Annotated in this window: 24 protein-coding genes and 2 pseudogenes; 8 read left to right on the forward strand and 18 right to left on the reverse strand. The window is 42.8% G+C overall.

Annotated features, from left to right (window positions below; translation table 11 throughout):
- Window positions 1-23: 23 nt before the first annotated feature.
- The 4 genes from BM278_RS03065 to BM278_RS03080 all read right to left on the reverse strand — a co-directional run bounded on the left by BM278_RS03065 (window position 24) and on the right by BM278_RS03080 (window position 5,913).
- Window positions 24-1,463, reverse strand: coding sequence for a GntP family permease (locus BM278_RS03065; protein WP_090947896.1), 1,440 nt, complete (start codon window positions 1,461-1,463; stop codon window positions 24-26).
- A 38-nt stretch (window positions 1,464-1,501) separates the two neighbouring features.
- On the reverse strand, window positions 1,502-2,701 hold the full coding sequence (locus BM278_RS03070; RefSeq protein WP_090947897.1) for an iron-containing alcohol dehydrogenase: 1,200 nt from the start codon (window positions 2,699-2,701) through the stop codon (window positions 1,502-1,504).
- A 176-nt stretch (window positions 2,702-2,877) separates the two neighbouring features.
- Complete coding sequence (locus tag BM278_RS03075) at window positions 2,878-4,611, reverse strand: sigma 54-interacting transcriptional regulator (protein ID WP_090947898.1); 1,734 nt, start codon at window positions 4,609-4,611, stop codon at window positions 2,878-2,880.
- A 354-nt stretch (window positions 4,612-4,965) separates the two neighbouring features.
- Window positions 4,966-5,913: an aldo/keto reductase family protein gene (locus tag BM278_RS03080; RefSeq protein ID WP_090947899.1), complete on the reverse strand. Its 948-nt coding sequence runs from the start codon at window positions 5,911-5,913 to the stop codon at window positions 4,966-4,968.
- Window positions 5,914-6,132: 219 nt separating this feature from the next.
- Between BM278_RS03080 and BM278_RS03085 the strand changes: the two genes are divergently transcribed.
- The 6 genes from BM278_RS03085 to BM278_RS03110 all read left to right on the forward strand — a co-directional run bounded on the left by BM278_RS03085 (window position 6,133) and on the right by BM278_RS03110 (window position 11,471).
- The gene (locus BM278_RS03085; RefSeq protein ID WP_003251064.1) at window positions 6,133-6,861 is read left to right on the forward strand and encodes an amino acid ABC transporter ATP-binding protein; all 729 of its coding nucleotides are present in this window, start codon (window positions 6,133-6,135) and stop codon (window positions 6,859-6,861) included.
- 36 nt (window positions 6,862-6,897) lie between these two features.
- On the forward strand, window positions 6,898-7,761 hold the full coding sequence (locus tag BM278_RS03090) for a glutamate ABC transporter substrate-binding protein (RefSeq protein ID WP_090947900.1): 864 nt from the start codon (window positions 6,898-6,900) through the stop codon (window positions 7,759-7,761).
- A 75-nt stretch (window positions 7,762-7,836) separates the two neighbouring features.
- Window positions 7,837-8,490, forward strand: coding sequence for an amino acid ABC transporter permease (locus tag BM278_RS03095; RefSeq protein WP_090947901.1), 654 nt, complete (start codon window positions 7,837-7,839; stop codon window positions 8,488-8,490).
- 19 nt (window positions 8,491-8,509) lie between these two features.
- On the forward strand, window positions 8,510-9,160 hold the full coding sequence (locus tag BM278_RS03100; RefSeq protein ID WP_090947902.1) for an amino acid ABC transporter permease: 651 nt from the start codon (window positions 8,510-8,512) through the stop codon (window positions 9,158-9,160).
- A 188-nt stretch (window positions 9,161-9,348) separates the two neighbouring features.
- Window positions 9,349-10,560, forward strand: coding sequence for an ATP-binding protein (locus tag BM278_RS03105; protein ID WP_090947929.1), 1,212 nt, complete (start codon window positions 9,349-9,351; stop codon window positions 10,558-10,560).
- Window positions 10,560-11,471 (forward strand): response regulator, encoded by a 912-nt coding sequence (locus BM278_RS03110; protein WP_090947903.1) that lies wholly within the window; start codon window positions 10,560-10,562, stop codon window positions 11,469-11,471. The genes BM278_RS03105 and BM278_RS03110 overlap by 1 nt, the downstream gene beginning before the upstream one ends.
- 225 nt (window positions 11,472-11,696) lie before the next feature.
- On the opposite strand, the gene BM278_RS19760 is transcribed toward BM278_RS03110, so the two are convergent.
- From BM278_RS19760 to BM278_RS03140, 7 genes are all read right to left on the reverse strand, one after another.
- Entirely contained in the window at window positions 11,697-11,804 is a 108-nt protein-coding gene (locus BM278_RS19760) for a ribonuclease HepT family protein (RefSeq protein ID WP_482809929.1), read from the reverse strand.
- Window positions 11,776-12,030, reverse strand: coding sequence for a HepT-like ribonuclease domain-containing protein (locus BM278_RS19430; protein WP_279625734.1), 255 nt, complete (start codon window positions 12,028-12,030; stop codon window positions 11,776-11,778). Before BM278_RS19430 ends, BM278_RS19760 begins: the two co-directional genes overlap by 29 nt.
- Window positions 12,014-12,334 carry a nucleotidyltransferase family protein gene (locus BM278_RS03120; RefSeq protein ID WP_003251079.1) on the reverse strand — a complete coding sequence of 107 codons (321 nt, stop codon included), beginning with the start codon at window positions 12,332-12,334 and terminating at the stop codon, window positions 12,014-12,016. The genes BM278_RS19430 and BM278_RS03120 overlap by 17 nt, the downstream gene beginning before the upstream one ends.
- Before the next feature lie 202 nt (window positions 12,335-12,536).
- Window positions 12,537-13,607 carry a DUF871 domain-containing protein gene (locus BM278_RS03125; protein ID WP_090947904.1) on the reverse strand — a complete coding sequence of 357 codons (1,071 nt, stop codon included), beginning with the start codon at window positions 13,605-13,607 and terminating at the stop codon, window positions 12,537-12,539.
- A 14-nt stretch (window positions 13,608-13,621) separates the two neighbouring features.
- Complete coding sequence (locus BM278_RS03130; protein WP_090947905.1) at window positions 13,622-14,977, reverse strand: PTS transporter subunit EIIC; 1,356 nt, start codon at window positions 14,975-14,977, stop codon at window positions 13,622-13,624.
- A 22-nt stretch (window positions 14,978-14,999) separates the two neighbouring features.
- Complete coding sequence (murQ, locus tag BM278_RS03135; RefSeq protein ID WP_090947906.1) at window positions 15,000-15,887, reverse strand: N-acetylmuramic acid 6-phosphate etherase; 888 nt, start codon at window positions 15,885-15,887, stop codon at window positions 15,000-15,002.
- Between the two features lie 150 nt (window positions 15,888-16,037).
- Complete coding sequence (locus tag BM278_RS03140; protein WP_090947930.1) at window positions 16,038-16,895, reverse strand: MurR/RpiR family transcriptional regulator; 858 nt, start codon at window positions 16,893-16,895, stop codon at window positions 16,038-16,040.
- 280 nt (window positions 16,896-17,175) lie between these two features.
- Here BM278_RS03140 and BM278_RS03145 point away from each other — a divergent pair, with 280 nt between their 5' ends.
- The gene (locus BM278_RS03145; RefSeq protein WP_090947907.1) at window positions 17,176-17,703 is read left to right on the forward strand and encodes a YceI family protein; all 528 of its coding nucleotides are present in this window, start codon (window positions 17,176-17,178) and stop codon (window positions 17,701-17,703) included.
- A 521-nt stretch (window positions 17,704-18,224) separates the two neighbouring features.
- On the opposite strand, the gene BM278_RS03150 is transcribed toward BM278_RS03145, so the two are convergent.
- From BM278_RS03150 to BM278_RS19125, 3 genes and pseudogenes are all read right to left on the reverse strand, one after another.
- Window positions 18,225-19,271 carry an aliphatic amidase gene (locus tag BM278_RS03150; RefSeq protein WP_090947908.1) on the reverse strand — a complete coding sequence of 349 codons (1,047 nt, stop codon included), beginning with the start codon at window positions 19,269-19,271 and terminating at the stop codon, window positions 18,225-18,227.
- Between the two features lie 229 nt (window positions 19,272-19,500).
- Window positions 19,501-21,027, reverse strand: a complete 1,527-nt coding sequence (locus tag BM278_RS03155) for an amidase (protein ID WP_090947909.1) — start codon at window positions 21,025-21,027, stop codon at window positions 19,501-19,503.
- A gap of 546 nt (window positions 21,028-21,573) precedes the next feature.
- Window positions 21,574-21,747 (reverse strand): annotated as a pseudogene (locus BM278_RS19125) (IS3-like element ISBth8 family transposase); the annotation flags it as partial.
- Window positions 21,748-21,974: 227 nt separating this feature from the next.
- Between BM278_RS19125 and BM278_RS03160 the strand changes: the two are divergent.
- A pseudogene (locus BM278_RS03160) lies at window positions 21,975-22,404 on the forward strand (transposase family protein); the annotation flags it as partial.
- 469 nt (window positions 22,405-22,873) lie between these two features.
- On the opposite strand, the gene BM278_RS03170 reads toward BM278_RS03160, so the two are convergent.
- The 4 genes from BM278_RS03170 to BM278_RS03185 form a co-directional block, all read right to left on the reverse strand.
- The gene (locus BM278_RS03170; protein WP_090947911.1) at window positions 22,874-24,223 is read right to left on the reverse strand and encodes a radical SAM/SPASM domain-containing protein; all 1,350 of its coding nucleotides are present in this window, start codon (window positions 24,221-24,223) and stop codon (window positions 22,874-22,876) included.
- Window positions 24,224-24,704: 481 nt separating this feature from the next.
- Complete coding sequence (locus BM278_RS03175; RefSeq protein WP_090947912.1) at window positions 24,705-25,076, reverse strand: IDEAL domain-containing protein; 372 nt, start codon at window positions 25,074-25,076, stop codon at window positions 24,705-24,707.
- A 314-nt stretch (window positions 25,077-25,390) separates the two neighbouring features.
- Entirely contained in the window at window positions 25,391-26,182 is a 792-nt protein-coding gene (locus tag BM278_RS03180; RefSeq protein ID WP_090947913.1) for a putative hydro-lyase, read from the reverse strand.
- A gap of 90 nt (window positions 26,183-26,272) precedes the next feature.
- Entirely contained in the window at window positions 26,273-26,731 is a 459-nt protein-coding gene (locus tag BM278_RS03185) for a class I SAM-dependent methyltransferase (protein WP_279625735.1), read from the reverse strand.
- Window positions 26,732-26,780 lie beyond the last annotated feature (49 nt).

A 26,780-nucleotide genomic window follows, 5' to 3' on the forward strand; every position in this document is an offset into this window, starting at 1 on the left:
TCATTCCTCCTTCGATTTTGTTTTTAAACAAGTCCGGTTAAACTGTACACAGCAATCACAAAGAAACAAGCAATGCTCTTAATGATAGTGATCGCAAAAATATCACGATAAGATTGGCGGTGAGTTAACCCTGTAACTGCAAGAAGTGTAATCACTGCTCCGTTATGCGGAAGAGAATCCATGCCCCCGGAAGCCATCGCCACAACGCGATGCATCACTTCTAGCGGAATACCGTAATTTGTTGCCATTTCCACATACTTCTCTCCCATAGCACTAAGAGCGATCCCCATTCCACCGGAAGCAGAACCGGTAATCCCTGCTAAAACGTTCGTTGTTACCGCCCCATTTACCAACGGGTTTGTAAATGTGTGAGAAATCCCTTCACGAACCACGCTAAAACCCGGCAACGCTGCAATGACGCCGCCAAATCCATACTCTGAACCTGTATTCATGGCAGCCAATAAAGCGCCGCCAATGCTAGCATTTATACCGCTTTTAAACCCTTGCACGATACCTTTCCAATTATAAGCAATCGTAGCGATAATGCCGATCACCAGCGCCAGTTCGACAGACCAAATTCCAACCACTTTAGAAATTTCAACCATTCCAAATTCTTCTAAACCGATCTTGGTAAAATCAAAGCCATTAGGATACCACTTTGGAATATTTACCGTAAAAAACTTATTCATCACACCTACTAAAATAAGAGGCAAAAATGCTAACCATTGACGCGCTTTGCTTGTTGTCCCTTCTGTAGGCAAATGGACGGCAAGCGCCTCCGCTTCTGCCGCAGCAGCCATTTCTGGACGTGGATCGTCAAACCCGTCATACCCTTCGCCAGCCGCTTCTGCTTTTTTGCGCCGAGATTCCAAATACACCATGCCAAGAACGAAAATGAAAATGGAACCGATGATCCCTAACGTTGGGGCAGCATAAATATCCGTTTTGAAAAAAGATGTAGGAATCACGTTTTGAATTTGCGGTGTTCCCGGCAGAGCGTCCATCGTAAACGATAAAGCCCCTAAAGCAATTGTTCCGGGAATTAACCGTTTAGGGATATTCGCTTCACGAAAAAGGTTGGCAGCAAACGGATAAACAGCAAATGCGACAACAAACAAGCTGACCCCGCTGTAAGTTAAGATGGCGCACATTAAAACAATAGCTAAAATAGCGCGTTTTGCACCAACTAATTGAATAATGATTTTGGCAATCGATGATGCTACCCCTGACATTTCAACTAACTTTCCAAAAATAGCCCCTAATAAGAAAACAGGAAAATATAGTTTAATAAAACCAACCATCTTTTCCATAAAAATATTCGAGAAGAACGGAAGCGCGTAGCTAGGTTCAGTAAGAATGACCGCCAGCAATGCACACAGCGGTGCAAAAAGAATAACAGAAAATCCTCTGTAAGCAATTAACATTAACAACGCTAAAGCAAGAACAATAACAAGAAGATCCATCACCTTTTCTCCCCTTCCCCCTTGACCCCTTTCTTTGACTAAAACGATATAGAGTGCGTTGAACGAAAATCATAATCATAGCAAACATGATAAAGTTGAACAATTTCTTCATGGGTCGGAACTCTTGGGTTATTTCCCGGACTGCCGCTCGCTAGCGCATCGGCTGCCATTTTATCAACGGCCTTGTCAAACTGTTCTTTTTCAATTCCCCATGTTTTCATATTTGGAATATGAAGATCCAGGCAGAGCTGCTTCACTTCCAAAATAAGCGCATCGGCCGCTTCTTCATCGGAGGCGTTCTTTAATTCCGGCTTGATCAGACGGGAGATTACTGCAAGTTTTTCTACCGCGCTCTCTTTTGTAAATTCCAGCACCCCCGGCAGCAGCATCGCGTTCGACACGCCGTGCGGAACATGAAAAAGTGCGCCGATCGGCCGTGACATCCCGTGGACAAGCGTCACCGATGCGTTGGAAAATGCAGCACCTGCCACCATCGCACCGATTGCCATCTTCTCGCGCGCATCAATATCGTTGCCGTTTTCATACGCTTGGCGCAAATTCCCCATAATCGCTTCGATCGCCGATAGCGCCAACACATCGGTCACTGGATGGGCGCGCCGCGAAATATACGCTTCGATCGCATGGCATAGCGCGTCTATCCCAGTTGCCGCGGTCACAGACGGCGGACATGATGCGGTTAGAAGCGGGTCGACAATCGCCACAGCCGGCAATAGTTCGGGCTGGGAAATCATCATTTTGACGTCCGTTTGCGTGTCAATAATGACGGTAACTTTCGTGACCTCGGAACCGGTGCCTGCAGTCGTCGGAACGGCGATAAGCGGAAGCGGTTTGTTCGCAAACGGCTTGACATTGCCAACATAGTCGCTAATCGTTCCTTCATTCGTCATCATCACCGCCACCGCTTTCGCTGTATCAATGTTGCTCCCTCCACCAATAGCAACGATGACATCGCACTGCTCTTGACGGCAAACTTCGAGCGCTTCCTTTACATGAATATCGGTCGGCTCCGTATCTACCCCTGTATACTTGGCAAATGGAAGCGCTTTTTTTCGTAAATGTTCTTCACAAATCGCGACATTGCCGAGCTTCTCCATGACTGGATCACTGATAATAAGCACTTTGTTCCCAAGCAGACGCGCCTGATTCCCAATTTCGTTAAATGCACCGCGTCCATATAAAATCCGGCTCGGCATGAGAAGTTGATACACTTGTGACATCGTTCTTCCTCCTTTTTTGATAACGCTTTCAATATAATGATTATGCAAAAGTCATGCCAAGCCGGAACTACCACTATTTTTCTGCTAGTTTAAATATTCAGTTTTTTATTACTACAATGATGCACCGACAATTATCCGACATATTCCAGACATATTTGTACATTATTCCAACGTGTTTATAGATTATATTTTTTCAGTTTTTCATAAAGTGTGGACCGATGCATGCCAAGTTTTCGCGCTGCCGCTGTTTTATTTCCCTTCGCCTCAATTAATGCTTGCTTGATTCTTTCACGTTCATAATTATCGACAATATCCCGCCAATGAACATCTGTTTGTTCGATGATATGTTTTCTTTCTTCCATTTCACGACCGTTTTTCATAAACAGAGCGGAAGAAAGAATATGAGAAGGCAAGTGCTCCTTTTCGATTTTTTGCCCGTCCACCATTCCAACCAACCATTCCACTACATTGACAAGCTCGCGAATATTCCCCGGCCATGAATAATCCATAAGCGCTTGCATCGCCTCTTTTGTGAATTCTTTTTGTTTTAAGCCGAACTGCTTACAAATCCTTTCCATATGGTAGGCGAGCAAATAAGGGATATCCATTTTTCGCTCCCGCAAGGCAGGTATATGAATGCGAATAATATTGAGGCGGTAGAAAAGGTCTTCGCGAAACTCACCTTTTTGTACCATTTCCTCTAAATTTTTATTCGTAGCGGCGATGATGCGAACATCAAGTTCCATTTCCGCCACGCCGCCGACTCGCTCCACTTTTTTCTCTTCTAACACTCTCAGTATTTTCGCTTGCATATATAGCGGCATATCGCCTATTTCATCTAAAAATAACGTCCCTTTATGGGCAAGTTGAAACTTTCCCGGCTTTCCACCTTTTTTCGCTCCGGTAAACGCTCCTTCTTCATAGCCAAACAATTCTGCCTCGAGCAGCGATTCCGGAATTGCTGCACAGTTGACGCTGACAAAATTGCCATCAACATACGGACTCGATTGGTGAATCGCTTTCGCCAACACTTCTTTTCCCGTTCCGCTTTCTCCAGTAATTAACACAGTAGATGGCACACGCGCTGCTCTTCTCACCATTTGCTTAATTTTCGCGATCGCTAGGCTGCGGCCGACAATGCTATCCGCACCTGAAATTTGTTTTTTTGGAGAAGCCGCACGTTTTACTTGCTTTTCTTTTTGACTAGCTTGACGCGATAACTCTTGTACTCGCTGAAAAATTTGATACACTTCCGAAACTCCTTGAAAAATAAGCATTCCAATTGCCCCGACCACTTTTCCTTCGCGCCAAATTGGAATGCGATGCACAATCATCGGCTGATCAAAAATTTTTTGAATAAATCCTCTTTCCGGAATACCCGTTTCGATGCAAATATGTAATCTCGTATTTTCAATGACTTCTGTCACATGTTTTCCGATCGCATCTTCCCGGCGAATGCCGAGAAACTGACAATACGCCTTGTTTATTTCCCGAATAATGCCTCGCGCGTCCACGACAGCAATTCCTTCATATGCCGAATCAAGAACAGTTTTCATCATCTCCACCATGCTATGCGCCTCTTGCAATTCCAGTTTCAGCCTCTGAATCTCGGTGATCAACTCCGAAACGGACGTATGGCTTTTAGGCGGAACATCGGCCGGCTGTTCTTCTGTATGTTCCACTGTCGTTTCCTGCGCGTTCCATAACGACTCTATTGTTTCGTCATCATCCCATTTGTCCGCCAACGCTTTTAGCAGCATCCTGTATGTCAACCGACCCATTTCCCGGCGCTGACGGTCGATTACCGGAATTTCGTTTATCTCATAGCGGATAAACAGCTGCACCGCTTCTTTCAACGTCTGATCGACACGCAACACGATTTCTTCATATCCATATACGCTGCTGCACATGCAAAGTCCCTCCTTCACCTTCCTTTTTATCTATTTTCATATTTTTCGCTGCTGGCAAGAGAAATCCTTTGCATCGACCTACCGCCATAAAAAAAGAGGCAATCTTTTCGCTTGCCTCTTTTTATAAATGTGGATATATCAACGATTGTAGCCGTTTTAGGAGCGTTTTTTCGACATCCTTTCTAACATTGGAGAAAGTGTATATGATATACCATAGATCTCAAATAAAGAACTTTGTATAAAAATAAATGGCATAATGTGGCTTTATTTCCCAGATATCTAAGTTCGCTGGACAGGAGGTGGATTTTACGCAATCATTGGGCCTCGACCGATCTCCTCATCATTCTTTTATACCTATGCAAGAATTTGCTCGATTTTCTCCAGCACATCTTCCGTTAATTGGACGTCGACGGCCTTTACGTTTTCTTCGACTTGTTCCGGCCGGCTTGCGCCAATTAACGCGCTTGCGACGTTCGGCTGGCGCAATACCCAGGCAAGCGCCAATTGGGAAAGGGTGATGCCGAGTTCGGCGGCTACCTTTTCCAATTGCTCTACTTTGACGAGAACTTCCTCTTTTAATAAATCGTTCATAAACATATTCGATTTCGGATCGCTCGCCCGGCTTCCTTCCGGCGCTTTTTGCCCGCGTTTATATTTTCCGGTCAGCACCCCTTGCGCCAGCGGCGAGAAGACGATTTGGCTAATGCCGTTTTGTTCGCAGACCGGAATGATTTCTTTCTCAATGTAACGGTGAAACATGTTATATTGCGGCTGGTTGACGACGATGCGGTCCAATAAATATTTATCGGCCGTGCCAAGCGCTTCTTGAATTTGCTGGGCCGTCCATTCACTGACGCCGACATACAATACTTTTCCTTGACGGACAAGGTCATCAATCGTGCGCAATGTTTCATCAATTGGCGTTTCCTTATCATAGCGGTGGCAATAATAAATATCGACGTAATCTAACTGCAGGCGCTTCAAGCTGGCGTGAAGCTGCTCAAACACATGTTTTCGCGACAAGCCTCGGTCGTTTGGGCCATCCCCCATCGGCCAATACACTTTCGTCGCCAATACATACGATTCGCGCGGATACTTGCGCAATGCTTCTCCGACGATTTTTTCCGCTTCCCCTTTCGCGTACACGTTTGCCGTGTCAAACGAATTGATTCCCAACTCATACGCTTTATCAATAACGCGGATCGCCGTTTCTTTTTCAACCGAATTGCCGTATGTAAGCCAGCTGCCTAAACTAATTTCACTCACTTTTAACCCCGTTCTCCCAAGCTTCCGATATTTCATCTTTTTCGCTCCCCTCTTAAGACAATTCAATAACATACATAATCATTATAATACTTCTTCTATTCATATAAAAGGAAATTTTGTAAATAAATTTAAACATCTTGCCGCATCACATTGATACGCAGAAGATTTCCGTCGATTTCGGTAGATTTCAGTAGACGATATTTACAATAAATTTAGAAAAAATAAACATTTATTTACAAAAAGGAGGGGGGTTTATTGATTTATTTTCATCAAGTGAACAAATATTACGGAGATTTCCACGTGCTGAAAGATATTAACTTAACCATTCATCAAGGGGAAGTCGTCGTCATTATCGGCCCGTCCGGTTCTGGAAAAAGCACGTTAGTTCGTTGCATCAACCGCTTGGAAACAATTACAAGCGGGGAATTAATCGTCGATAACGTTAAAGTCAATGACAAAAACATCGACATTAACCAGCTGCGGCGCAACATCGGCATGGTATTCCAACATTTCAATTTATACCCTCATATGACCGTATTGCAAAACATTACGCTCGCGCCGATGAAAGTGCTTCGCATTCCGGAGAAAGAAGCGAAAGAAACGGCGATGTACTATTTAGAGAAAGTAGGGATCCCGGACAAAGCGAACGCCTACCCATCCGAATTGTCAGGCGGCCAGCAGCAGCGCGTCGCGATCGCCAGAGGATTGGCGATGAAGCCGAAAATTATGTTATTTGACGAGCCGACATCGGCGCTTGATCCGGAAACGATCGGCGAAGTGCTCGACGTCATGAAACAATTGGCAAAAGAAGGAATGACGATGGTCGTCGTCACGCACGAAATGGGATTTGCCCGTGAAGTCGCGGACCGCATCGTCTTTATGGACCAAGGGCGCATTTTGGAAGAAGCTCCTCCGGAAGAATTTTTCTCCAATCCGAAAGAAGAGCGCGCCAAAGTATTTTTGCGCCGCATTCTCAACCATTAATAAAAACGCTGCGAATCAAACAAAGGGGGTTTTTTCATGAAAAGAAAAACGGTTTGGAAAATGTGGATCACGCTTGCGCTTACCGCTCTATTAAGCATCACTGCATTAGCCGGATGCAGCAGCGAATCGTCAACGACCAACAATGGGGACGGGGCAAAATCGACGGAAACGTCGTCTGATACCAACACGTTAGAAAAAATTAAAAAACGCGGCAAACTGATTGTCGGCGTCAAATATGACTTAAACTTGTTCGGTTTAAAAAATCCAGAAACCGGAAAAGTGGAAGGATTTGATATCGATATTGCCAAAGGATTGGCGAAAAAAATTCTCGGTGACGAAAATAAAATTGAACTAAAAGAAGTAACATCCAAAACGCGGATTCCAATGCTGAATAACGGCGAAATCGACGCGATTATCGCAACGATGACCATCACCGAAGAGCGGAAAAAAGAAGTCGATTTCTCTGATGTGTATTTCATGGCCGGACAATCGTTACTTGTCAAAAAAGACAGCAAAATCAACAGCGTGAAAGATTTGAAAAAAGGAATGACCGTGCTGACGGCAAAAGGTTCTACTTCCGCGCAAAACATCCGCAAAGTAGCGCCGCAAGTCAACGTATTAGAATTTGAAAACTACGCTGAAGCGTTCACGGCGCTAAAAGCCGGGCAAGGCGACGCCCTTACGACAGATAACGCTTTGCTTTTGGGAATGGCAAAACAAGATCCAAACTACCGCGTTCTTGACGAAACGTTTACCGAAGAACCATATGGCATCGCCGTCCGCAAAGGGGACACGGAATTTTTGAAAGTCATTAACGAATACTTAAAGGAAATTAAAGAAAACGGCGAATACGACAAAATTTATGAAAAGTGGATTGGAAAAAAACCGCAACAACAATAATCGTGAAAAAACAGATGAGCGGATCCTGTTTCGCTCATCTGTTTCATCTTAAGACAGGAAAGAGGTGGAAGCATCGTGCTCAGATATTCGATTTTGTTCGATCATTGGGATATGTACATGCAAGGGTTTGTCAATACGTTAAAAGCAAGCGTCCTCGCTCTGATTGGAAGTTTAATTATTGGCATCATTATCGCTATTTTTCGGATTGCGCCGATCCGTCCGCTAAACTGGCTTGGAGCGGCCTATGTCGAATTCATCCGCAACATTCCGCTCGTTTTAATCGTCTTTGTCTTTTTTGTCGGCCTGCCCGCCGTCGGCATCCGCTTTGATCCGTTTACTGCGGGCACGTTAGGCTTGACGGTGTACACCGCCGCATTTATCGCCGAAGTCATCCGATCGGGAATCCTCGCTGTTCCAAAAGGGCAAATGGAGGCAGCACGCTCGTCCGGATTGACATATTTGCAGACGATGCGCTATATCATCTTGCCGCAGGCGATCAAAATGGTCATTCCGCCGCTTGGCAACCAATTTATTAATCTTGTGAAAAACTCGTCCGTTTTAGGCGTCATTGCCGGACTTGACCTCATGTATTTCGGTGATTTAATCTCATCGGAAACGTTTGTTACGTTTGACGTTTACATTTTCGTCGCATTGTTTTACCTTGTGCTAACAATACCGCTAAGCCTTGGCGTTGGATATTTGGAACGCCGCTTAGCAAAAAGCCGATAATTCAAGGAGGTAAGGACAAATGGACTTTATCGGCGCATACTCCCCAGCGCATCTCACTTTTTTACTGCAAGGATTTTTGGTGACATTGGAAGTTGCGTTTATCTCGATTATTTTTAGTTTTATCTTCGGAATTATCATCGGTGTGATACGCTATACAAAAATTCCTGGCATTTCGCAAATTTTCGCTATCATCGTAGAAACGATTCGCAATCTTCCACTTCTCTTAATTATTTTCTTTACGTATTTCGCGCTTCCTGAAGTAGGATTAAAGCTTGATAAATTTTACGCGGCCATTGTCGCCCTCGTTGTTTTTGAATCGGCGATGCTATCGGAAATTGTCCGCGGCGGGTTAAACTCGATTGACAAAGGACAAATCGAAGCGGCGCGCTCATCTGGACTCACCTATATCCAAACGTTATGGTATATCGTTTTGCCGCAAGCATTGCGTCGCATGGTGCCGCCGATTGTCAGCCAATTTATTTCGCTGTTAAAAGACACGTCGTTAGCGATCGTCATCGCGCTCCCAGAACTGATGAACCATGCGCAAATTATTAACGGAAGAAATGTCAATTATGTGATACCAATTTTTATCCTTGTCGCGCTCATGTATTTTGTTGTCAATTATTCGTTATCCCTTGTTTCCAGAAGGCTCGAATATAAGCAGCGCTGAACAAAAATTCATATCAACAATCTTGTTTGTTCGCCCAAAAAATAAAACCAATAAATAAAATTCCATCCCAATCTGTTATATAATAGAAAAGGGGGGATGGTGAAAGATGTGTGACAAAGGGGAAAACGACGCGCGAACAGTTTTTGATCGTAGTGTTTCTTATATTGGCTATCGCTTTCCTTGGGGAAATGAAAGTAAATCCGTTTAATAATTCGTTCCGCTTTTCGTTAGGTAGCGCTGTATTTTTTTTCGTGCTTATTTCATTCGCGACGATTTCGCCAATTTTTATTGGTGTTTGTGCAGGATTTTTCGTGGCTGCATTTCGCATCTCTCTTGACATGCTGACAGGACAAGCGGCATTGTCCGATAGCCTTCTTGTCCATATACCGGCTGCATTTTACTACATGAATTTCGCGTTGCTTGCCAGAATCATCAATTTCCGCCGTTTTATGGAGTTTCCGATTCGCGCCGGATTGCTTGGCGCCGTGCTTGATTTTACTTCCAATGCCGTCGAACTTTTCTTTCGCCATTTCTTTGGCGAGCCATTCGCATTGACATACCAAACCATTGCGATGATATTGTTGTTTAGCATCTTGCGGGGATTCTGCGTCATTGGCCTATACAATATTTTGATGATAAGGCATTTGCGAGCCTTAGGTGAAGCACGCCAACAAGAACTTGAACGTCTCGTGATGATCAATACGGGACTATATGAGGAAACGTTCTACTTGCAAAAATCAATAGCATACATCGAAGAAATTACTCGGAAAAGTTATGATCTGTACTCACTTCTCGTGGAAGGAAAAAAAGTCGAGCCACATTCCGTGCTCTATATCGCCGAGCATATTCATGAAGTAAAAAAAGATGTGCAGCGCATTTTTTCAGGCTTATCGAAGTTAATTGGACAAGAACCGTTGCGGCGTCGCCTTCCGATCAGCGAACTTTGCGGAATGGTCATGCGCGCTAACAAAAAATACGCCGAATTGTTAGGAAAAAAGATTCAGTTTACTCAAGCGTGCCATGTTGATTTATCGACAGATCACGTTTACGCCTTGCTCTCCGTATTAAACAACTTAGTCGCTAACGCCGTGGAAGCCATTCCGTCCTCTGGCTCGATTCATCTGCAAGCAAAATTGGAGCAAAGCAATCTCGTTTTTGAAGTGACAGACTCCGGAATAGGCATTGCAAAGGAAGATGCTGACTGGATTTTTCATCCTGGCTTTACAACAAAATACGATCAACACGGAAACCCATCAACAGGAATCGGTCTCACCCATGCGCGCGACATTGTGCAAAGCCTTCATGGACATATACAGCTTGTCGGCAGTAAGCCCGGACAAACCACATTTCGTCTGGTCATTCCTACTTGTCAGCTGCTGCGAAAGGAGGAACGCAAGTAATGCCACTTCGTTTTTTTCTGATTGAGGACGACGCCGTCGTACGAAAAATGCTTGAAAAAATTATTACAGAAAACGAGCTTGGGGAAGTCGTTGGACAAGCGGAAGACGGCTTGGACGTATCAGCAGACCAATTATATTCCGTTGACGTGGTGCTTATCGACTTGTTAATGCCGGGACGCGATGGCATTCAAACGATGAAAAAACTAAAAGAGGAAGGGTTTACTGGACAATTCGTCATGATTTCCCAAGTGGAAAACAAAGAGATGGTTGGACAGGCATACCTTCACGGCGTCGATACGTACATTCAAAAGCCGATTAACCGTCACGAAGTGGTGGCGGTGTTGAAGCGGGTAGCGGAACATATCTCGATCTCTCACTCGCTTGATTCGATTCGACAGCTTTTGAAAACGTTAGATCAAGCAAATACTCCCCCTTCCTCTTTACATCAAAACGAACAAACACAATTGGAACAACAAGCACAACATCTCCTTCTTCTGTTAGGTATTGCTGGGGAGGCAGGTGCGTCAGATTTATTGCTTATCATGCGCTGGCTGGCGGAAAGAGAAAAACAAGGACAGACGATTCACGAACTGCCTGCTTTAAAAGAATTATATACAGAACTTGTGCAGCAAACGCTCGATCTTCATCATGATGAATCAACAATACAAAAAGAAGTTCGCGCTATGGAACAACGCATTCGCCGCATCGTGTTGCAAGCATTCACCCATTTATCTTCCCTCGGGCTCACGGACTATACGAATCCTACTTTTGAGCACTTCGCTCCCCGGCTGTTTGATTTTGCTGAAATCCGCAAGCGTATGAAAGAGCTCGAAGCGGGAGAAAAAACGACGAAATGCCGAATTAACGTGCGAAAATTTTTAACTGCCTTTTATATGGAAATCAAAAAATAGCTGGGCCTTGAAGGCAAGTTTTGGAGGGGCCATTATCCCTCCTGTTAGAGGCACTCCAGCAATAATTCTGCGGTAGACAGTCTCCCCTCTCATCTTATTTCCTTCCATCCCCATCCTTTTTTCTAATAAAAAAAGAGGATAATCAGAACTTGATCGACAAGCTAGTTGATATTCTATTTGTTATATTCCCAAAAAAATCCTTTTTCTAATAATAGTTTTCATCATTCATTCTTTTAACAATTTTTCGATTTCCTGTTTTAGTGTTGGGATTTTATTGATTACCACATCCCATACAATGCGATAATTAATAAAAAAATAACCATGAATCATCATCGCGCATTCCAGACATTTTTCTCCATTCGATATGCGGATTTGCCTGTCTGATTTGTTCTGGAATGTTTTTTGTCGCTTCACCAATCACCAATATATTCTTAATAACTGCATCACATACAAGTTCATTATCTAGAAATGCTTCATAGCCCATGTTTTTCGTATATTTCTGTATTTTATTGGCTGCTGAAAGAATATCTTCTAAAAAGACTTTAGGATTCCTCTGCATACTTAGCACTCCTTAAAATACTCGATTTTAATGCTGGTTTAATGTCATCTAAAATGACTAAATCCACCGGCTTTTGAAAACGATCTTCGAGATGAAATTTTAAATCCATATAGTTGTCGAATGTCATAGCATTATCCACAAATTCCACTAACACATCAATGTCACTAAAATCCTTTTGTTCCCCCCGGCTATACGAGCCGAACAAACCAATACGCTTTACACCGTATTTTTCTTTCCATACTCCTAAGTTTTTGGACAATTCATCAAGTATTTCTTGTTGTGATAACATATTTATCACCGCCATTTTCTTGATATCTCCTATTTTCATTATAGCATCGTTCTTTTTCATTATTCTTCATTAAGATTTGCCAATACGGTAGAGATTCTCTTTCTTCTATCAGCTATTTTTTTACGTTTGTTTTATGAATTCCTCCGTTTAGAGGGAAGAGAGACTTCGACTTCTATGAAAAAAAGTGAAAAACCACCGATATCGGTGGTCATGCGCTTTATATGACTTGTACAAGGCGAAACCGTTGCCCTCCTCCGACGTACGCAAGGAGAGGAAGGTCTTCTGCGATAATTCGTCCAATCACATTGACTTTATCATCTGCCGGAAGATCCGTTAATGTGATTTGCAGTTCGCCAGCATATCTTCCATATCGAATATTATCCATTGTAACACTTCCCTTTTGTCTTTCGATCGTACATGCTGGCTCCATCAAATGCTTTGGCCACAAGAAAGATAAACGGGATTCGAGCGAGCGAATGACATCCCTTGCCGCATCGCGCCGATTCGTATGAACCGTTTCAATCATGGAAAGCAGTTCATGTTGTTGTATGAGCGGCCGATAGCGAAGCGGAATAACGCCATCGCGAAACTCCTTCATTCGCATAAGCGCTTCATCTGTCATGGAACCATCGCCAACAAATACTTTATTTACGCCACAATCCCGCACTAATTCCGCGTACGCGCAAAGCGGATCAATGTTCCGGTGCGCCTCCAACGTCGGGAGACCTTGATGAAGCGGACCCCGCTTTTCTTTATTTCCCGGGATAAACGCGGCAATCGTTCGAATTCCTTTTCGGCGCAACATCTTGTTTTTTCGAATGACCGTTTCTTTTGATAGCCCCGTTTCCGGACGCGGATAAAAATTGTGCCACGCTTCAAGATGATTCCAGTTGACGTCACAAGCAACAAGCTTGTCACATTCTTCCTCCGTCACCGTACTCGCATTGAAAACGACCTTGATCTGATGGGAAAGCTGCGCTGCTTCTTCAACGGAAAACCCGTCATCCAACCGGAGCCCTCGGATTCCTGAGCGAACAAGCAAATCGAGATTGTCGCCATCCATTCCTATTTTGACCAAAGAAGCCGGGGTAACGTCAGCGACGATCCCGACTTCGTACCGTTTTGCTAACTCCCCAATTTCCTGTAACCGCTTGCGATAAATGGCAAGATCATCTTCTGGAATGTGAAGCGATGTAAAAAGTTCCCGACATCCGAAACGATTTGCCTGTTCAAACCTTTTTTCAATTTGATCGATCTGTTCTGTGAAGTAAAAAGATAGATAAAACATAATAGCCTCCTGCTTTAAATGTTTTCTGCCATTTCTTCTTTGAAGCCGAAGAAATACGTAAAAATGAAGCCAAACACGTACGAAATGACTAACCCTATGAAATAAAGAATATATTTATTTCCAGCAATTAACGGAATAAGCGATAGCCCTGATACACCTATCCCAAGCGCGGCCGTTTTCATCACCGCTTGAAACGCGCCGCCGACCGCCGCGCCGAGGCACGCGGTTAAAAATGGTCTTCCCAATGGCAGCGTGACCCCGTACAACAACGGCTCGCCAATTCCTAAAAATCCAACTGGCAACGCTCCTTTAATAATGTTGCGAAGCCGCTTGTTTTTCGTTTTGACGAAAATCGCAATCGCCGCTCCCACTTGGCCTGCACCTGCCATCGCCAAAATCGGAAGAATGGGAGTAGAACCGATTTTATTAATAAATTCCATATGAATTGGTGTCAAGCCGTGATGCAGCCCAACCATCACGAGCGGTAAAAACGTTCCCGCCAATACGGCGCCAGCAACCGCACCGCCAATATCCAATACCGCTTTGATTCCGTCCGTAATTCCTAAAGACAACCATCCGGCAAGCGGTTGAACGGCAATGAGTGTAAACAAACATACGACTAACACGGTGACAAGCGGCGTTACAATAATATCCACCGCATTCGGAACAAATTTGCGGACGCGCTTTTCAATGACCGCCATCAGCCACGCTGCCAACATCACTGCAAACAATCCGCCACGCCCCGGCGTAAGCGCTTCCCCAAATAGTTTCACATCAGCAAGCGCCGGGTTAAATACTAAAATTCCGGCGATCGCTCCTAGCACAGGTGTTCCGCCAAACTCTTTTGCCGTATTGAATCCGACTAAAATGCCAAGCGAAGCGAAAATGCCACCACCAATAATCAATAATAGCTGCAGCCATGTTTCCGTTGGATCGACACCGGCGTTTTTTGCAAAGTTAGCGATTCCGTTAATGATTCCTGATGCAACAAGCCCAGGGATAAGCGGGATAAAAATGCTGCCGATTTTGCGCAACAATCGTTTAAACGGCGTTTGGTTACGCTTTTGAATCTCGGCTTTTTTCTGCGCTGCCATATCTTCTTCGATCACTTCCCCAAGCTCTAACCCCGTCAATTCGCAAAGCGCAGCGGCCACTTTGTTGACCACTCCCGGACCGACAACGATTTGCAACGTTTCATCTTCAATGACTCCCATAACACCATCAATCTTCTTAAGTCCTGCAATATCGGCCTTTTGTTGATCATATAGCGACACTCTCACTCTCGTCATGCAATGAGCAATGCGCGCAATATTTTCTTTTCCTCCAAGCCGTTCTAACATTTCAATGGCCATTTGTTGTTCCTGCTTCATTTCGACCTCTCCCTTTCATTTTTTATTGAAGCGCCCGGCGGACAAATCCATTCGCTTTTTGCAGCCGCTCTGTCGCTTCCTCATAGCTGCATTGCAATAAAATCATGATAATCGCCGTTTTCACATGCCCTTGCGCCGCTTCGTAATATCGCTCCGCCGTTTCGGCATCGACATCGGCAGCCTGCATAATGATTCGTTTGGCGCGTTCTTTTAATTTCACGTTTGTCGCCTGCACGTCAACCATTAAGTTTTTATATACTTTTCCGATTCCAATCATGGAAGCAGTGGAAATCATATTTAATACCATCTTTTGTGCCGTACCTGCTTTGAGACGGGTCGACCCTGTTAAAATTTCCGGACCTGTTTCCACTTCCACACTGATATCAGCGTATTTACTCATTTCCGCACCCTTATTGCAGGCAATGCTTCCTGTAGCTGCACCGATTTGTCTGGCGTATCGAAGCCCGCTTATTACATACGGTGTCCGTCCGCTCGCCGCGATGCCAATAACGATATCTTTCTCCGTTAATCCGATCGACTGCAAATCTTTTACTGCTAATTCTTCATTATCTTCCGCTCCTTCTACTGCGTTTGTGAACGCTTCCAAACCTCCCGCGATCAACCCTTGCACCATTTCTTTTTCCGTCCCGAATGTCGGCGGGCATTCTACCGCATCTAAAATTCCAAGCCGGCCGCTTGTGCCAGCTCCCATATAAATGAGTCGACCGCCTTTTCGAAAAGACGCAATCACTTTTTGCACAAGCTTTTCAATTTGTTCTAGCTCTTTCGAAACAGCAATCGCCACTGTTTTATCTTCTTCGTTCATCACTTGTAAAATTTCTTCTGTCGTCATTTCGTCTAAGTTCCGTGTTTTGTTGTTTCGTTGTTCGGTTGTTAAGTGTTCTAGCAATCTTGTCACCTTCTTCGTCTTTTTTTGAAATTTAATTTCTTAATTTTATTATATAATTATGAAATAAAATATCAATGTATTCTTATATTTTCAAAAAATTTTATATAAACAAAAAAACGGGCATCGACTGCCCGCTTCCATAAACGCAATTTATCTCCGCAACCGAACCACTTCTTCTCTTGTTTCATGAAATTTATCCAAAACAAGGCTTCCCATTCGGTGGAACGTAATTAAATAAAGCGCGTCAATGATATTCAGTTGCGTCATTCGTGATGCCATACTTCCGATGCGATGATCTTGCTCGACATCCGGAAGGCATAGCTTGATATTCGCCTCCTTATACAATGGTGACGACGTATCGAGTTTAGTGATGGCAATCACCGTGGCATCTTGTTTTTTGGCGAATCTCGCAATTTCCAGCACATCTTTTGTTCTTCCTGATGTGGAAATCGCGACAAACACATCCCCTTTCTCTAAATTCGCGACAAGCGGAAGCATTGTATGAAAATCGGGAGACATCGCCGACACATAGCCTAGTTTCGTAAATTTGTAACACGCATCCATCGCGGAAGCTGCCGAACCCCCGACGCCGTAAAATAAAATTTTGCCCGCCTTCGCAATCGCTTCCGCCGCTTTTTCCAACTCGCGTTTATCAATCGTCGTCGTCGTCGCTTCGACCGCCGCTTTGTTGACATAGGTCACTTTATTGAATAAGTCGTACGGAGTATCTTGCTTTTCGATGATCGAAAAATCGTTAATGTTCATATCCGCAATCGTCAATTCACGTACAAGCGCCAGTTTTAGCGCCGTAAAGCTGCCGATGCCGATCGCTTTGCAAAAGCGAACGACGCTTGCTTCACTCGCTCCCGCGTTTCTCGACAATTCCTTCGTCGTCATATTCGGCACAAGTTCCGCATGTTCCATAATATACGTTGCAATCTTTTTTTCCGCCCGTGAAAATCGTTCCATTTGATTTTCAATTTTCGCTAAAATACTCAGCTGCTTCATCATGTTTATTCTTCCTCTCTATCCGGCGTCACATTTAATTTAATGTTACCATGCATCCGCTATCAAAAGAAAGCGGAACATGATGTTTGGAAATACTTAGAAACATCGCTAAGATGAAGATGGAAAAAGAAAAGAATATACTTGTTTCCTCTGTTTCATGATTTCTTTTCGGAACTAACGCATTCTTAACTCAAAAAATTTTTATTTTAAATAAAAAATATTTGAATTCAAGATACTTTTCGGTTATGATTATATCAAAACAAAAGGAGGAAAACGAAACATGGCAAATTTTCAATTAGACAAAGTTCATAGTTCCATATCTTTTCAAGTAAAGCATATGATGGTTGCTAAAGCAAAAGGAGAGTTCAACGAATTTGATATTAAAGTGGAAGGTGATGTCAATCAGCTTGAATCTTCAAAAGTGGAAGCAACTATTCAAGCCGCTTCGATTGACACAAAAAACGAAGACAGGGACAACCACCTTCGTTCAGCTGACTTTTTCGATGTGGAAAATTATCCAACGATTACGTTTATCAGCGATTCAGTTAAAAAAGTTTCCGATCATGAGTATGAAGTAACAGGACGATTAACGATTAAAGATGTGACAAAAACAGAAACGTTCAAAGTTGAGTTCAACGGACAGTCCAAAAATCCGATGACTGGAAGCATCGTAGTTGGCTTTGATGTCGAAGGAAAAATTAATCGCGAAGATTACGGCTTAACATGGAATGCGGCTCTTGAAACAGGCGGATTTCTAGTCGGAAAAGAAGTAAAAATATTCGGAAGCTTCGAATTTATTATTAGCTAACCTCTTCTGCCAAACGCCCTTAGCCTTGACAGTCGAGCTAAGGGCGTTGATTGTTGTAAGTTCTTCCCTATTAATTCAATGTTTTAACAAACAGAACGGGCTCTTTGGCATTCGCCCATCAAAATGCATAAGCTACTCGCATAACATTTGTTTATTGCAAAAATTAAAGTGCAGAGATGTGCAAAATTTTTATACAAATGGTTATGCAGAGGAGCTTTACATGGAGGGGCAGTCGTGATAACCTGTTTGGGGTGGCTGCAGAGGCTCCATGTCAAGCCCTCAATAGCGAGAATTCAAATTGAATTTTTATGCAATATAAACGAATTTATATACTGCAATACTCTGCACTTTTTCCTTGAAAAAAAACATCCTTAGGTTCACTCCCGTTCATTCCACGCATTCTTTGTTGTTTCGCGAAATATTCCAGTTTGTCGTTAATGAATGGCGTCCGTTTTCTCCTTTTTTCTTACGAAAAATGAAGGGAGCCAGTCCAACTCCCTTCATTTTTTTCCTCTTTTTCCTTAAACGTTTGCTTCTTTCACTTTTCCCTCGTGAGGAATCCCCTCAATTGGGCATTCCGCAGTGCCAACCGTTTTTCTTGTAATTTTTTCTACATTTTCTCTTGCTTTTTCCGCATCCATCACCCATGTGCGGTAGAAATCAAACGGACATTCGGCAACCCCTTTGTCGCCTTCGCCAGATTGAATTTTTCCAGTATATCCGCGATGCAAAAGTTTGAAAAGGTGGTTTTGAGACTGGGCGTTTTTGCGAAAGTCGCGAATTTGGGAAATCGAAATCTCCGCATATTGGATGCCGTTTTCCTCTTCGCCGCACTCACCGAGAGTCCGACCATCGAAACCAATGATCGCCGAATGGCCAAAATAGGAATATACCCCGTCAAAGCCTGTGGCGTTTGCGACAGCGACATATACATTGTTTGCCCATGCCATTGTTTTGGCCATCATGATTTGCTGTTCTTTCGCCGGATACATGTATCCTTGGCATCTGACGATCAATTCCGCACCTTTCATTGCGCAATCGCGCCAGATCTCCGGATAGTTTCCATCATCGCAAATAATCAGGCTGATTTTAATCCCCTTAGGCCCTTCCGTCACATACGTTGTATCTCCTGGATACCATCCCTCGATCGGGCACCATGGGATGATCTTCCGGTATTTTTGTACGATTTCCCCTTTGTTGTTGATCAATACAAGCGTATTATAAGGGTTCTTATGCGGATGTTCTTCGTGTTGTTCGCCCGTTAGCGAGAAAACTCCCCAAGTATTAGCTTTTCTGCACGCTTCAGCAAAGATCTCCGTCTCTGGGCCAGGAATGGTCGTCGCTGTTTCAAACATTTCTTTTTTGTCGTACATGATCCCCATCGTGCTGTATTCAGGGAAAATGACGAGATCCATTCCCGGCAGTCCCTGCTTCATTCCAATGATCATATTCGCGATGTTTTTTGCATTTTCAATTACTTCTTCTCTCGTATGCAGACGCGGCATTTTATAGTTAACGACCGCTACCCCCACCGTATCGTTGCTGCTGGAAATATCTCCGTGTCTCATAATATTATTTTCCTCCTTCTTTTAGTTTTTTGATGGAATGAAATAAAAGACGTCTTTTGACGAATCTCCTTTCTTTCCCCTCGAGCATCCCCTCCCTATGATCAGCTTCTTATAAGTTATTCTTGCTGCATCTTCCATTGGGCAAGCGATGCCGATGATCATACTCTCATATTCGGTTCAACATCCTCCACAAGAACCTTTTGTAATATCTGTAATCCTAGTTGTAAATTTATGCATTTATAGCAACACGTTCATGTGTAGACTGAAAAGCATGAGCAACACGCAAAACAGTGTCATCTTCACCATGTCTTCCAACGATCATCATCCCGACAGGCAGACCTTCAGATTTTCCGCATGGGACATTCATTGCTGGGTGTCCTGTAACATTGAATGGTGCAGTATTATAAATCATTTCTAAAGCTCTCGTAATAATTTCTTCCTTTGAAGCATCTGAAGAAGGAATTTTTGTTGCTTTCATCGGTGTAGTAGGCATAATCAGCACGTCATATGTTTTTAGTGCATTATCATAAGCTTGTTTTAATTTTCGAGCTAGGTTTTGTGCAATAGCATAATATTTCCCGTTATATTGATCCTGCATATACTGTCCAAGTAAGATTGTCATTTTCACTGTATCCGAAAATTCGTTGGCTCTTACTTTTCGTGCTTTACCATAGGCATCTAAAAGTTTAGTACTATAGTGCCCCTTCCAATTCGTTCCCATGCCATTTCCCTTGACCATTAAGGAGGTAAGACCCTCTATACCAATTCCATTCCAGATGTGAATACCATCCCGATGCATTGGAATAGATACTTCTTCTACTTTTGCTCCACTATTTTCCAAAGAATATGCGGCTTCTCTCACTAAATGATCTACATCTTCTTCGGACAGCCCGTCCCAGCCAAAGCCTTCCGTTACGATTCCGATTTTAATATCCTTAGCATGACCAACAAGTGATTCTGTATATGGCTTCACTTCCAACCCCGACTGTCTTGGATCTAAGCCATCTTCACCAGCTATCACTTCAAGTAACAAAGCGACATCCTCAACAGTTCTAGCAATAGGTCCAGTGTGATCTATCGTCTGTTCAATTGGAAAAATGCCGGTATAAGGAACAAGCCCGTATGTAGGCTTTAGACCATAAACTCCACACCAAGAACTAGGAATCCGAATAGATCCTCCTTGATCGCCGCCTATGGCCATGTCAACTTCACCTGCAGCAACCAATGCTGCACATCCACTAGAAGAACCACCTGATGATCTAGCAGGATCGTGTGGATTTAAGACGGGGCCTGTTGCAGAAGTATGGCTACCGCCAGATAGGCACAAATCTTCGCAAACAGCTTTGCCTACAATTTCTCCACCAGCATCAAGTATTCTAGTTACAATGGTAGCATCTTCGTCAGGTACAAAACCCTCTAGAATAGCTGAGCCATTCATCATAGGAACACCTGCTAGACTTATATTATCTTTTAGAACAATTGTTTTTCCCGCTAATTTTCCAGTACTATTTCCTTTTATGCTAGTTTTCCAATACCATGCATTGTACGGGTTTTCTTCAGCACTTGGACGATACCCTGGAGTGCGTGGATATTTTACTGGGAGACTAGGCTCTACAAGTTGATTTAAACGATTGTAGGATTCAATCGTGCTTTCCATTAATTCTTGATATAAAGATAATTCATCGTCCGTGAGAGTGAGATTAAACTCCTCTGCAATTCTTTTTAATTGTTCAATCGTCGGTTTTTTTACAGCCATAGCTTCTCTCCTCCTTCAGTAAAGTACTTTTGCTTCACAAAAAATAGGTTCTTGATCATGCCTAACGATTGGACCAAAATCGCATTTTCCACCTAAATCATAAGGACTGTCATCACCCCTTTTAATAACTACTTTTTCAGTTCCAATCATATGACTAGCATTAGATAACCAGAACAAAGAAGAGGATATGTAAAAAAAGAAAAATCCAGCAATATTTAATTGTTATATTTTATTACATAATAATGAATTAAAATATTACATATACCCATTTATGTCATTTTTCTTAACTTAAATATAAATATAATTTGATTATATTATTTTTGTCAACAGAAAAATTAGATTTTTGCGACATTTTATGTAATAAAATATTACATAAAAACTTCTTGAGTTTTCATGACGGTAGCTACCTCCGATCACTCCTTCTCCTCCCTATAAATTACCAACCATCTTTATGTTGCAAACTAGAGCAAAAAATCGAAGCTATGCATAGTTTTTCCTCTTCCAAACTGGAAAATGTTTGCGATTCCACACTTCCCATTGATTTTACAATAACTTGTCACATCGAACTCTCTTGACCCATTGTGTAATCTAGACATCACTCTTGATTCCAAAATGTTCACGGTGCCGCCAATAAGACCATCCCTCTTCCAATTTCAAATGAACGACTTACCGTTTCAGACATTCGAAATAGGTGTTAAAAGTTTGTACTTTCTTTGCCATAAAAAATCCCTTTCCAGGCAGACTCCTAAGAACAGCATATCAAATGTCTCCGTTCTCTTTTTTTCGCTGTCTACCTGTAAGGGTTATATACTTATCCCCTCTAATTCCTTCCTCTTAAGGGATTTTATACTATGTACCTGTGGTGCGTGCTAGATAAAATCAGATAAGCATAAAAACGGCCCTTGCATGAGGATTTCCTTAAAATGAAAGTGCAAAGGAGAATTCCCATGCAAGAGCACTTTCATTAACAGATCGAGCCAAATTTCAAAAACAATATGGAGCGATTTTGTGTTTTGTATCCACTCAACTATCGAGCATCCAGATTCCTCTTCAACGCCGCAATCGTCATTGGTTGAAACAGAAGGACGAGGTCATCATCGCCGTCCATGTCCTTGGAAAGTTACTAGGCTTCATTTCCGAACGGATCTAGGAAATTTGTTTTCCAAGGCTTTGTTCCCTGAACGTTCTCACAACCGTCGCTGCCGGGCGCTTGGCTTTGCGATCAAGTGGATACGGCGCCAGCTGGCCAAGCGCGGGCAACACCGTGCGTATACGGTCATGGACAGCATGCCGATCGAACTGTGTCATTCACCCCAAATGTATCACACCAAACGGTTTCGTGGAATTGCCGATATTGGCTATTGTGCTTCGAATCAGTTGATAGAAATTTATACTAAGTTTAAATGGATGTTATTTTAAATTGCCCGGAACAGATTTTGAAAGTCTTCCTGAATTAGACGCTGTGACTGGAGATACAGCTGGACGCAAAATCTGCATATCATTCACCTCCTCCCTCTTTTTTGTCCCCGTCGCCCTTGACGTTCCTTTCGCACCTTTGGCGGGTGTTGGCCAAGGGCGAATCCGGCTCCAAGGATGCCTCAAGATGCTCCATGGGATGGCGGAGATAGAGTTTTCATAGAACTTTTGGCGCTACCCTTTGTTGGGAAATGTTTTTTATACGTTGCGCTGCTCCCGTCAAGCATGAAAGCGTTTTATAGCGCCCTAAATGGTCAAACCATGATGATTGTGTAAAAATTCGCTCTCGGTCCAGCAAATTTAGGCGTTAGGAAAATTAAACAGCTTTTTGCGCCGTTTCTTTTTACACAAAATTTCGGACTTCATCGCCCTACATCTTCACACCACTGTTACTTTGTTTTAGACTGTTGGCATAAATTAGGCGCAACACTTGTTTAATTTTCCGTTTTTCATAAGGGCAAGGACGTTTTCCTTTGCGTATGCGGTACATCGGACAATGATTCCCTTGGCATGCCGGCCGAAAAAAACAAGCTTGGCAATGTTTATCTTGTTCTTCTCCTGACGTGACCCACAAAGCTAATTTATCGAAATCAACTTCCATTGTTCCATCAGCATGAAGCCATCCAACATGGTTGTATTCCTCATGAAGGAAACAAGTGCATTTATACACTTGACCATTGGCGCCAACGACAAACGAGTGTGGCTTAGCTGCATAACAAACTGCCCCAGTAGGCATTAACATCGATTCAATGATCGAACTCATATTTAATCCACAATGAATGCCAATTTCCGTAAACTCCCATATTTTTGTCTCTGCGGTGCGATGGTCGCAGATCAGCAAATCTTCATCGTTCGCTCCACCCCATTTTCCAACAGGGCGACAAAAAATTTGAAAGCGCGAATCTCCCGCAAAATAACCAGCTAACTCTTCTAAAAAACGCGGAATGTGTGAAAGATTGTCTTCATCAAAATTAATGCGAATGTAAATTTCAAAAGAATCATCTAATGTCTGGATATCGAGCAAATGGTTTATTATCGTCTCATACGTAGGTCCTCGATTCGTAAGGGATCGGCGCGAATCGTGTACGTCTTTGCTTCCGTCAAGTGTCACCATAAAGCGGCTCACTCTATATTTCAACAAATTTTGAAATGTTTGTTTAGATAAAAAATAGCCGTTCGTAGACATTTCTGCTTGATAGGCTACGCCATGGCGATCGGTCCATTCTACGATCACTTCACTTAATTCTTCGATAATATCATACGCTAATAGCGGTTCCCCACCAAACCAACTGACAGTAAGATGCTCCAATCTAGGGATTTTATTTTTTAAAAAACGTTTTAGCCCATTCACAACATTGCGGGACATCTTTCCACGCGAAAAATCTTGATAGCAGTATGTACAGCGAAAATTGCATGCCTCTGTAGGAAGTACAATGAGATGCATCACATCCGTTCGATGTAAAGTTTGGTGCAAAAATTGAGCGCGCTTTTCTTCGTTTACTTGCTCCGGAACAAGAAATCCGCATTCCACAAGCATTTTTTCGACAGGCAATAATTCTCGATCGATGCCGCTCCGCTTTAATGCTTGCAACACTGCTTTTTTCTCTTCTTCTCTCACAACACCGATCGCGCCTGTATAACTATTATAAAGAATGAGTTCTCCACTTTCTGTTTGTGAAATGGCATTAAATCGAGATGGAAACCATTTCATGTTGCTCATTGTTCTACACCCTTTTTTGTAAAATCATAATAAAGAAATAAACCTTTTGTCTGTTACATATATCACAATATAAGCATCCTTTTGGCCATTAATGCCACGAAATTAGTGTAAAAAAATCCATCTCTTGAACGTTATATAAATATTTTTCCATGAAAATGCGCGCGCTTGGAGCGGCTATTTCATGCCAGGCGGAGAGCAAAGCGCGCTCATGGAACTTTTCTGAAATTTTACAGTGAACAAACAGAATAGAGCGCAAATAACGCGCTCCATTCCGTTACAAAAAACATTTCTCAATCATTCCCTTTACGCACGCAAGTCAATGACATTAAGGGGCTGTTCCCCAATTTTCGAGATTCAGCCCCCTGCCTCCATTTCAATTATGAAATTCGGCCAATTTGAATATGCTTCAAGAAGCCGCACCCATGTCACGGTTTAGATGGAATTGCGCGAACCATCATCGATTGTCCGAGCCTTCAGCCTCTCATGCCGTATGTTCCCTGTCTGTTTTAAAAGAAGGGTGGTCGTCATTCTTTTTTTCATTTTCTTTTTCAGCTTGTTTTATCGCTTTTAGTTTGGCGGACAGTTCCATAAACCAGCTTTCATCCTTCGTTTGCAAAGCAATATCAATTAACGCCTTAATCTGTTCCTCATCCTCAAAGGCCGATATAGGGAGTTTTTTCACCCAATGCTTTAACGTTTCAACGGTTTTTCCAACGATTTCTTTATTATCAGAATCCATCACTTTTATTTTGACGATTTCTTGCAGTGGATTTGCTGTTTCAATATAACCGTATACTAATTCTCCGTTTTTTGTTTTCCCTTTTACCCAATCCCCTACTTCTACTCTATCCATCGAATTCACCACCACTTAAAGTGTTTCTAATAAAATTTGCAAAAAATGCGCAACGATAGATAGCTCGTCTTCTGTAAGAAAAATTATTACATTTTATTTAAAGAAAATCAAACATATTTATCCGTTGATTTATGTCTGAATACTTTTGTGCCCCCCGCATCGTCCAACCAACATTTCATACACTCCCCATAATGGAATTGTACACATAAGGTTTTACAACACTTTTCTCGATTTCCACCAACATCTAACTAAAAAAATAAAGGAATCCAGCTAAAAATACGTATTTCGAAAGCGGATTCCTTCGTCCTAATTCATTATAAAACGCCAAACTGTTCGTCGCGCAAATTGGTAATAAACATATGGCCAGGCGCATGAGTGATCATCAATTCCGGCTTTACTTGCATTGCCACTGCCTGTGGTGTCACTCCACACGCCCAAAACACCGGAACTTCCCCATCTTTTATCGGAACAGGGTTGCCAAAATCCGGTTTTTGAAGATCTTGAATGCCAATGGATTCCGGATTCCCGATATGGACAGGAGCCCCATGAACAGCTGGAAAACGGCTCGTTACTTGAACGGCCCGCACGACGTCTTTTTCCGGAATCGGACGCATGCTGACAACCATAGGGCCTTCGAAGCGCCCGGCCTTGACACAAGGAATGTTCGTTTTATACATCGGTACATTAGTGCCGCATTCAATATGGCGAACCGGAATTCCGTTATCCAGCAAAGCTTTCTCGAAAGTAAAGCTGCATCCAAGCAGAAAAGCAACCATATCATCTTCCCAATAAGAAATAATATTATCGACTTCCTCCACTAATTCTCCATTTCGATAAATTCGATATTTCGGAAGATCTGTCCGCAAGTCAGCATCAGGAGCAACAAGCTGTGGAACCGGAGACCCCGGCTCTGTCACATCGATCACCGGACATGGCTTAGGATTGCGCTGGCAAAATAATAAAAATTCAAAAGCCAATTCTTTTTTTAAAATGACTAAATTCGCTTGGGTAAACCCGTTGGCAAGACCGGATGTGGGCTTTCTCCATTCATTTCTGCGAATATATTCGCGGACTTTAGCTGGATGGGCATTCGATAATTCCTTCATTTTTTATTCCTCCTTCATAGATGGAAACATTATCAGCGGACTAAATACAATTATACCATTCTTTTAAATTAAAATTATTTTCTTAACTTTCTACATACTTGTACAGCCAGCTATTTTTTTCAATACAATTTTTCGATACATGCCGCGCATCATTACATCGGAATCTTCAGTGACGCAGCATTCATGTTTGATAGCCCCATAAACCTTTTCAAATGAAACGCCTATGTCCGTTCCAAGCAGCTTTATGACAGGGCGAATGATTTTTTTCATGACCGAAAGTTCTTTATGTTTAGGCGCAAATTTGTCGAATATAATGATGGTTCCCCCTTTTTTTACTACCCTTGCCATTTCTAATATTGCTTTTTCCGGATTTGGCACAACACTGACAATTAAACTTGCGACAATCATGTCAAACGAACAAGCTGGAAATGATAAAGATTGGACATCCATTTGCATAAATTCAACCCGTGGTGCTAGATAAACTTGATCAAGCATAAAAATAGCCCTTGCCTGGCGGATCTCCTGTAGAATGAAAGTGCAACCTACCATTCGAAAGGAGAATCCCCATGCAAGAGCACTTTCATTTTACTACAGATCG

Source organism: Parageobacillus thermantarcticus (assembly GCF_900111865.1).
GTDB classification, from domain to species: Bacteria; Bacillota; Bacilli; order Bacillales; family Anoxybacillaceae; genus Parageobacillus; species Parageobacillus thermantarcticus.

Excerpts from the sequence above, each read along its gene's own strand:
- BM278_RS03065 (WP_090947896.1), bottom strand. The coding sequence starts at position 1,463 with ATGGATCTTCTTGTTATTGTTCTTGCTTTAGCGTTGTTAATGTTAATT.
- BM278_RS03070 (WP_090947897.1), bottom strand. The coding sequence starts at position 2,701 with ATGTCACAAGTGTATCAACTTCTCATGCCGAGCCGGATTTTATATGGA.
- BM278_RS03075 (WP_090947898.1), bottom strand. The coding sequence starts at position 4,611 with ATGTGCAGCAGCGTATATGGATATGAAGAAATCGTGTTGCGTGTCGAT.
- BM278_RS03080 (WP_090947899.1), bottom strand. The coding sequence starts at position 5,913 with ATGAAATATCGGAAGCTTGGGAGAACGGGGTTAAAAGTGAGTGAAATT.
- BM278_RS03090 (WP_090947900.1), top strand. The coding sequence starts at position 6,898 with ATGAAAAGAAAAACGGTTTGGAAAATGTGGATCACGCTTGCGCTTACC.
- BM278_RS03100 (WP_090947902.1), top strand. The coding sequence starts at position 8,510 with ATGGACTTTATCGGCGCATACTCCCCAGCGCATCTCACTTTTTTACTG.
- BM278_RS03105 (WP_090947929.1), top strand. The coding sequence starts at position 9,349 with ATGAAAGTAAATCCGTTTAATAATTCGTTCCGCTTTTCGTTAGGTAGC.
- BM278_RS03110 (WP_090947903.1), top strand. The coding sequence starts at position 10,560 with ATGCCACTTCGTTTTTTTCTGATTGAGGACGACGCCGTCGTACGAAAA.
- BM278_RS19760 (WP_482809929.1), bottom strand. The coding sequence starts at position 11,804 with ATGATGATTCATGGTTATTTTTTTATTAATTATCGCATTGTATGGGAT.
- BM278_RS19430 (WP_279625734.1), bottom strand. The coding sequence starts at position 12,030 with ATGCAGAGGAATCCTAAAGTCTTTTTAGAAGATATTCTTTCAGCAGCC.
- BM278_RS03120 (WP_003251079.1), bottom strand. The coding sequence starts at position 12,334 with ATGGCGGTGATAAATATGTTATCACAACAAGAAATACTTGATGAATTG.
- BM278_RS03125 (WP_090947904.1), bottom strand. The coding sequence starts at position 13,607 with ATGTTTTATCTATCTTTTTACTTCACAGAACAGATCGATCAAATTGAA.
- BM278_RS03130 (WP_090947905.1), bottom strand. The coding sequence starts at position 14,977 with ATGAAGCAGGAACAACAAATGGCCATTGAAATGTTAGAACGGCTTGGA.
- BM278_RS03140 (WP_090947930.1), bottom strand. The coding sequence starts at position 16,895 with ATGAAGCAGCTGAGTATTTTAGCGAAAATTGAAAATCAAATGGAACGA.
- BM278_RS03145 (WP_090947907.1), top strand. The coding sequence starts at position 17,176 with ATGGCAAATTTTCAATTAGACAAAGTTCATAGTTCCATATCTTTTCAA.
- BM278_RS03150 (WP_090947908.1), bottom strand. The coding sequence starts at position 19,271 with ATGAGACACGGAGATATTTCCAGCAGCAACGATACGGTGGGGGTAGCG.
- BM278_RS03155 (WP_090947909.1), bottom strand. The coding sequence starts at position 21,027 with ATGGCTGTAAAAAAACCGACGATTGAACAATTAAAAAGAATTGCAGAG.
- BM278_RS03170 (WP_090947911.1), bottom strand. The coding sequence starts at position 24,223 with ATGAGCAACATGAAATGGTTTCCATCTCGATTTAATGCCATTTCACAA.
- BM278_RS03175 (WP_090947912.1), bottom strand. The coding sequence starts at position 25,076 with ATGGATAGAGTAGAAGTAGGGGATTGGGTAAAAGGGAAAACAAAAAAC.
- BM278_RS03180 (WP_090947913.1), bottom strand. The coding sequence starts at position 26,182 with ATGAAGGAATTATCGAATGCCCATCCAGCTAAAGTCCGCGAATATATT.
- BM278_RS03185 (WP_279625735.1), bottom strand. The coding sequence starts at position 26,731 with ATGGTAGGTTGCACTTTCATTCTACAGGAGATCCGCCAGGCAAGGGCT.